Here is a 6,899-nt window from a genome sequence, read left to right as displayed (position 1 = left end):
GTCACCGTCGCGGCCGGGGCGAGGGGGCCCTGGTTGAGATCTCCGCTCATCGGGATCCTCTTCACGTCCTCTGGCGCGGGAGCCGCAGCCCCCGCGAGAAACGGCCCCGTGGCGAGCGCTCGGGAGCGGCCGGGGCCTCAAATGCACATCCCGGCGGGAAGGCCCCGCCGGGATGTGCGCGTGTCTCAAGACGCCTCATACACGGGAGGCGACCGGGGATCGAGGGGGGCTCTCGCGATCCCCCCAGCTCGTCAGGCCCGGACCAGCGGCACTTTCGGCACCGTGCGGACCCCGCCCTCGCCGCCGCCCGAGCCGCCATCCTTCGGCTTCTTCGGTGCGGCGCGGGGGCGCTTCTGCTTCTTCGCGGCGTTCCTGGCCGCCTTCTTGGCGGCGATCGTCACGTCCTTCTCGGGGCGCGGCGTCACCGGGCCGGCGGGAAAGACGAAGCCGAGGCTCGGCTTCTCACCGTCGGGCCGCTTGACGATCACCCGGACGGCACCGCCATCCTTGAGCTTGCCGAACAGCACCTCGTCGGCGAGCGGGGTCTTGATGGTCGACTGGATCAGGCGGGCCATCGGGCGGGCGCCCATCGCCTCGTCGTAGCCGTTCTCGACCAGCCAGTCCCGCGCCTCGTCCGACAGCTCGATGGTGACGTTGCGGTCGGCGAGCTGCGCCTCGAGCTGGAGCACGAACTTGTCGACAACCTTGGCCACCACCTCCTTCGGCAGGTGGCCGAAGGACACCGTCGCATCGAGGCGGTTGCGGAATTCCGGGGCGAACAGGCGGTTGATCGCCTCCTGGTCGTCCCCGGTGCGCTTGTTCTGGGTGAAGCCGAACGCCGCCTTGGCGAGGTCGGCCGCGCCCGCATTCGTCGTCATGATGATGATGACGTTGCGGAAATCGACCTGCTTGCCGTTATGGTCGGTGAGCTTGCCGTGGTCCATCACCTGCAACAGGATGTTGAACAGGTCCGGATGGGCCTTCTCGATCTCGTCGAGCAGCAGCACGCAATGCGGATGCTGGTCGATGCCGTCGGTGAGCAGCCCGCCCTGGTCGAAGCCGACATAGCCCGGAGGGGCGCCGATCAGCCGCGAGACGGTGTGCCGCTCCATGTATTCCGACATGTCGAAGCGCAGCATCTCGACGCCGAGGCTCGACGCCAGCTGCTTGGCCGCTTCGGTCTTGCCGACGCCGGTCGGGCCGGCGAACAGGTAGGCGCCGATCGGCTTGTCGGGATCGCGCAGGCCCGCCCGGGCGAGCTTGATCGAGGCAGTCAGCGCGTCGATGGCGGCATCCTGGCCGTAGACCACCCGCTTCAGGTTGTCGGTGAGGTGGGCGAGCACCTCCGCGTCGTCCTTCGAGACGGTCTTGGGCGGAATGCGGGCCATCGTGGCGATGGTCGCCTCGATCTCCTTCACGCCGATCGTGCGCTTGCGCCGCGCTTCCGGCACCAGCATCTGCGAGGCGCCGGTTTCGTCGATCACGTCGATCGCCTTGTCCGGCAGCTTGCGGTCGTTGATGTAGCGGGCCGACAGCTCGACCGCGGCCTTCACGGCTTCCGTCGTGTACTTGAGCTTGTGGAATTCCTCGAAGGACGGCCGCAGGCCCTTGAGGATCTCGATCGCGTCCGGGATCGACGGCTCGTTGACGTCGATCTTCTGGAAGCGGCGGACCAGGGCACGGTCCTTCTCGAAGTACTGGCGGTACTCCTTGTAGGTGGTCGAGCCGATGCAGCGTAACGCGCCGGAGGCGAGCGCCGGCTTGAGGAGGTTCGAGGCGTCCATCGCACCGCCCGAGGTCGCGCCGGCGCCGATCACCGTGTGGATCTCGTCGATGAACATGATGGCGTTGGGATGCGCCTCGATCTCCTTCATCACCTGCTTGAGGCGCTCCTCGAAATCGCCCCGGTAGCGGGTGCCGGCGAGCAGCGTGCCCATGTCGAGGGAGAAGACGGTGGCGTCCGCCAGGACCTCCGGCACCTCGTGCTGGATGATCTTGCGCGCCAGCCCCTCGGCGATCGCGGTCTTGCCGACACCGGGATCGCCGACGAGCAGCGGGTTGTTCTTCTGCCGGCGGCACAGCACCTGGATCGTGCGCTGGACTTCGGTCTCGCGGCCGATCAGCGGGTCGATCTTGCCGTCGCGGGCCTTCTTGTTGAGGTTGACGCAATAGGCGTCGAGAGCGTCGCCCTTCTTCTTCTGGCCGCCGCGCTCGTCCTCGGGGCCGGTCGGGCGCTCGGCCGGGCCGTCCTCGTCGGCGCCGCGCACCGGCTTGCCCTCGGACAGGCCGGGGCGCTTGGCGATGCCGTGGCTGATGTAGTTGACCGCGTCGTAGCGGGTCATGTCCTGCTCTTGCAGGAAGTAGGCGGCGTGGCTCTCGCGCTCGGCGAAGATCGCCACCAGCACGTTGGCGCCGGTGACCTCCTCCCTCCCTGAGGACTGCACGTGGATGACCGCGCGCTGGATCACGCGCTGGAAGCCGGCGGTCGGCTTGGCGTCCTGCCGGCCGTCGCCCGTCAGGTTGGCGAGTTCGGTGTCGATGTACTCGACGAGATTGCGCTTCAGAAGGTCGACGTCGACGTTGCAGGCCCGCATGACTGCGGCCGCGTCCTGGTCGTCGACCAGGGCCAGCAGGAGATGCTCGAGCGTGGCGTATTCGTGTCGGCGCTCGCCCGCCAGCGCCAGGGCGCGGTGAAGAGCTTGTTCAAGGCTGCGTGAGAAGCTGGGCAAAGCGGGCCTCTTTGCTGGTGCCTGTCTTGGCTGGTGCCTATTTCTTTTCCATGACGCATTGCAGAGGATGTTGATGTTTCCGCGCAAAGTCCATGACCTGCGTCACCTTGGTCTCGGCGACCTCGTAGGTGAAGATGCCGCACTCGCCGACGCCATTCTGATGGACGTGCAGCATGATGCGGGTCGCGTCCTCGCGCGACTTGTTGAAGAATCGCTCGACGACATGGACCACGAATTCCATCGGGGTGTAGTCGTCGTTGAGGAGGAGCACGCGGTAGAGGTTGGGCCGCTTGGTGCGCGGCTTCGTCCGCGTGATCACGGCAGTTCCCGATCGCCCGTCGCCGTTGCCGGGGGCGCGGGGATTGGCCGCGACCGGCCTGGTGGAGGGTTCTCCCTGCCTCGGGACCTGAGCCATCTGAATCGTACCGACCTCGCTCTGGGCGACCGCGCCACCGGCACCGGCCTCCCTCTCGCGGGGGGCTCAACGCGGTGGCCCGGAGCGGCAGCCTATCACGTCGGCTGCCGGTGCCGAGCCTAATCTATAGGCCGAGGCGGCGCTTCGCCAGTCGGCTGCGCGCTCTTGTCGTGCAGCCTTCTTGCAAGGACCCGAATCGCTCGGGCCCGGCCTCGGGTGGGCCTGAAACGGCCGCGACCGGCACGGAGCCCGTGCCGGTCGCGGTTGCACTCGCGAGTGATCGTGAGGGTAGCTCAAGGGCCACCCAGAGCACGCCGGGGTGGCCCTTGCAGCCACCCACGGGACGCCGGCGTTATACCAACGGTCGTTGAAAACGACCTTTGGTGCCGTTCGCGAATTTTCGCCAAGCCTCTGGCTTGGCATCGAAAATTCGAGATGGAGTCAACGGCCGGATGCGTCAGCATCTTCGGCCGTTGGTATTACGCGGCGTGCTGGAGCTTGGCGGCCTCGTCCTCGACCTTCTTCATGCCGGCGAACGCCTGCTCCTGGGCCTTGGCGACGAAGCCCTCGAACGGCTTCGCCATCTCCTTGGCGAGGTTCTGGTACAGCTCGGTCATCTTGGTGGTCTGAGCCACGAGACGCTCGTAGGAGGTCTTCATGTACTCGGTCTGGATCTCGAGCGCCTTGTCGAGCGAGCGCACGCCGGCGAGCTTCTCGAGGGTGGCGGTGCCGTGCTCGAAGGACTGCTTGGCGAAGTCGGTCGCCTCGACGGCGATCGCCTGGCTGGCCTTCGACAGGGTGCCGAAGCTGCGCAGCATCGCGTCCATGCCATCCTTGCCGAACTTCTGGGCGGCTTCGGCCTGCTGGCTGATGGTCTGCTGGTTCATGGTGTGGCGGCGCCCCGGGGAGGCGCCCCTCCTCGCGCGGTGGTCAGGGCTTCGGCAGGGCACCCGCGCGTCGCGCCCCGCTGACCTGCAATATGTGCGGCGCACAAAATTCGTCAAGGGATATTGTGCGTCGCACAATTCGGCGAATGCGAGCAGTGGAATTTGCCAGCGATTAACCGGAGCGTAACCGCGCCCGCCTAGCCTGATTGACAGTGATGCCGGTGCGCCACGCCGCTCGTTGCGGAGGGCCGCCGGTGCAAGGGGCGCCGCCCATGTCGCAGGCGCCCTCGTGAATCGAGTGGGGTATGTGCGCGATGCGTTGCGTTCACGGCCAATCTGGTCCCGCGCTGCCGGCCGTGCTCGCCGCCGCGGCGGTGCTGACGGCGCTCACCGCCTCGCCCGCCGAGGCGCGCCGCCGCGTGCATCATGGCGGCGGCGGTGGCTACAACCCGCCCTATGCGGCGATGGTGGTGGATGCCAAGACCGGCCGGGTGATGCATGCGGTGAACGAGGATGCCCTGCGCCATCCGGCCTCGATCACCAAGGTGATGACGCTCTACCTGCTGTTCGAGCAGCTCGAGCGCGGCAAGATGGACCTCGACACGCCGCTGACCGTCTCGGCCAACGCCTCCCGGATGCCGCCCTCCAAGCTCGGCGTGCGCGCGGGATCGACCGTGACGGTGGAGGAGGCGATCAAGGCGCTGGTGACGAAGTCGGCCAACGACATCGCCTGCGCCATCGGCGAGAACATCGCCGGCTCGGAGGCCGCCTTCGCCGAGATGATGACGCGCAAGGCCCATGCGCTCGGCATGACGCGGACCCATTACGCCAATGCTTCCGGCCTGCCCGATGCCGACCAGATCACCACCGCCCGCGACCTGACGATTCTCGCCCGCGCGATCCAGGAGCGGTTCCCGCGCTATTACCGCTACTTCCAGACCCGCTCGTTCGCCTTCCACGGCCGGGTGATCGGCAACCACAACCATCTGGTCGGCCGGGTCGAGGGCGTCGACGGCATCAAGACCGGCTACACCCGCGATTCGGGCTTCAACCTGATGACATCGGCCCGGATCGGCGAGCGCCACATCGTGGCGGTGGTGCTCGGCGGCAAGTCGGTGGCGAGCCGTGACACGATCATGACCAAGCTCGTGCGGGCCAACCTGCCGGTGGCCTATGCGGGTGCCCGCACGGCGCCGCCGGTGGTCGAGGTGGCCGAGCGGCCGCGCCCGGCCGTGGTCGCCGAGCGTCCAGTCGCGACCCGCACCCTCGTCGCCAGCGCCGACGACGACGAGGCGGTCGAGACCACGAATTCCACCGGCCAGCCCCTCGACATCGCGCCAAGGGGCGGCGCCACGCCGCAATCCTCGCCGAAATGGCGCGCGGCGGGGCTCGGCGCCGTCCCGTCGAACGCTCAGGCTTACGCACCTCCGGCGGCGGCGGCCTTCCCGGCGGCCGGGACCAAATACGCCTCGCGCCTGCCGGCCTCCGAGCCCGGCGAGGCCCGGGCCCCGGCCCCGCGCGAAGCCGCCGTGCCGGCGTCCAAGCCCGTCACGGTGACGCCCTGGGTGATCCAGCTCGGCGCCATGGATGACGAGGGCAAGGCGAAGTCGATGCTGGCCGAGGCGCGCCAGCGCAGCGGCGGGGCACTCGGCAAGGCCGCGCCCTTCACCGAGAAGGTGACCCATGGCGGCACGACGCTGTTCCGCGCCCGCTTCTCCGGCTTCTCGGAGGCGGAGGCGGCGCAGGATGCCTGCCGGGCGCTCAAGCGCAACGGCTTCACCTGCTTCGCGACCCGGAGCTAGAGCATTTTCCGACGAAGCGGATCCCGGTTCGTCGTAGAAAATGCAGCAAAATCAAGAAGCGAGAGAAGCTTCGCGATCGCGACGCAATCGTGACGCTCTCTCGCACGGGTTTCGCTGCCCCGGAAGGGCAGGGCGGTCCGCTACGAGGCAGGAAAGGGTGCGCGTTACCCTTTCCCACTCGGGCGAGGGGATCCCGCGCCAGATTCGGCACCATTGAGAACACTATCCCCCGCTGCGGCGTGTCCTGCCGCGGCTTCGTCGACACGCGCGTGGAGTATCAGCGATGTCGGTTGAGCAGAAAGTCCTTGGCCGCGTTGACACGGGCCGCCAGGTAATCGGACCCCCCTTGGTCCGGGTGAAGCCGCTTCATCAGAGTCCGGTGCGCCCGGCGCACCTCCTCGAGGGGCGCCCCGCGCTGAAGCCCCAGGATCTGATAGGCCTCCTCCTCCGTCATCGGCCCTGGCTGCGCCGCGCGGCGCGTCCCCGGGTCGCGATCAGCCTCAGCGTCTACGCGCCATCCGGCAAACCGGCGGTCCAGATACGCCTCTAGCAGCCGGGCGCCGTCCGGGTCGCCCATGCGGCACTCGGACAGGAGGGCGACGAGGCGCGGCAGCGGCAGAGAATCGAGGGCCTGTCCGGCGAGCGGCCCGGCCAGCACCGTGCCGCGCATCGCCCCGCTGGCATGATCCAGCTCCATCTCGAGCAGGGCGGAGCGGACCCGCGAGACGGCGTCCGCCCGTGGAGCGGCGCCGAGACCGAACTTGCCACCGAAATTGCCCATCCTCCCCAGGCCGAAGGGCAGGGGAGACCCCTGGCGCCAGCCGAGCAGCCAGGCGCCACCGAGGCCGAGCGCACCCGCCATGTCGAAGCGCCCGCGCAGGAACAGGATGGCCGCGGCGGCGAGCGCCAGCCAGCCGCCGGCCTGGCGGATCACCCGCGCGATCGTCGCGGGGTTCGCGGTTGCGTAGTGGCGGCCGAGCCACCACAGGCCGACGAGGACCAGGATACCGAGGCCGAGGGCGATCATGCGTAGTCCATCACCCTCCGATCGCGTGCAGAAACGCCG

Annotated in this window: 5 protein-coding genes; 1 reads left to right on the top strand and 4 read right to left on the bottom strand. The window is 68.5% G+C overall.

Features of this window, described 5'->3' with window-relative positions; translation table 11 throughout:
* Positions 1 to 251: 251 nt before the first annotated feature.
* The 3 genes from clpA to VP06_RS20760 all read right to left on the bottom strand — a co-directional run bounded on the left by clpA (position 252) and on the right by VP06_RS20760 (position 4,016).
* A complete protein-coding gene (gene clpA, locus VP06_RS20770) occupies positions 252 to 2,729 on the bottom strand; it encodes an ATP-dependent Clp protease ATP-binding subunit ClpA (protein WP_048465677.1) in 2,478 nt (825 codons plus the stop codon).
* A gap of 37 nt (positions 2,730 to 2,766) precedes the next feature.
* On the bottom strand, positions 2,767 to 3,144 hold the full coding sequence (gene clpS, locus VP06_RS20765) for an ATP-dependent Clp protease adapter ClpS (protein WP_048433572.1): 378 nt from the start codon (positions 3,142 to 3,144) through the stop codon (positions 2,767 to 2,769).
* Positions 3,145 to 3,623: 479 nt separating this feature from the next.
* A complete protein-coding gene (locus tag VP06_RS20760; RefSeq protein ID WP_082167525.1) occupies positions 3,624 to 4,016 on the bottom strand; it encodes a phasin family protein in 393 nt (130 codons plus the stop codon).
* Positions 4,017 to 4,345: 329 nt separating this feature from the next.
* On the opposite strand from VP06_RS20760, the gene VP06_RS20755 reads away from it, so the two are divergent.
* On the top strand, positions 4,346 to 5,833 hold the full coding sequence (locus VP06_RS20755; RefSeq protein ID WP_048465688.1) for a D-alanyl-D-alanine carboxypeptidase: 1,488 nt from the start codon (positions 4,346 to 4,348) through the stop codon (positions 5,831 to 5,833).
* 277 nt (positions 5,834 to 6,110) lie between these two features.
* Here the strand turns inward: VP06_RS20755 and VP06_RS20750 are convergent, their stop codons facing one another.
* Positions 6,111 to 6,860: a DnaJ domain-containing protein gene (locus tag VP06_RS20750; RefSeq protein ID WP_048465676.1), complete on the bottom strand. Its 750-nt coding sequence runs from the start codon at positions 6,858 to 6,860 to the stop codon at positions 6,111 to 6,113.
* Between the last annotated feature and the right edge of the window lie 39 nt (positions 6,861 to 6,899).

It is taken from the genome of Methylobacterium aquaticum (assembly GCF_001043915.1).
GTDB lineage: Bacteria > Pseudomonadota > Alphaproteobacteria > Rhizobiales > Beijerinckiaceae > Methylobacterium > Methylobacterium aquaticum.
Note: the sequence above shows the minus strand (reverse complement) of the source record. Positions and strands in the feature narration are given on the sequence as shown.

Coding starts and splice junctions, on each gene's coding strand:
- VP06_RS20755 (WP_048465688.1), top strand. CDS start 4,346: ATGCGTTGCGTTCACGGCCAATCTGGTCCCGCGCTGCCGGCCGTGCTC.
- clpS (WP_048433572.1), bottom strand. CDS start 3,144: ATGGCTCAGGTCCCGAGGCAGGGAGAACCCTCCACCAGGCCGGTCGCG.
- VP06_RS20750 (WP_048465676.1), bottom strand. CDS start 6,860: ATGATCGCCCTCGGCCTCGGTATCCTGGTCCTCGTCGGCCTGTGGTGG.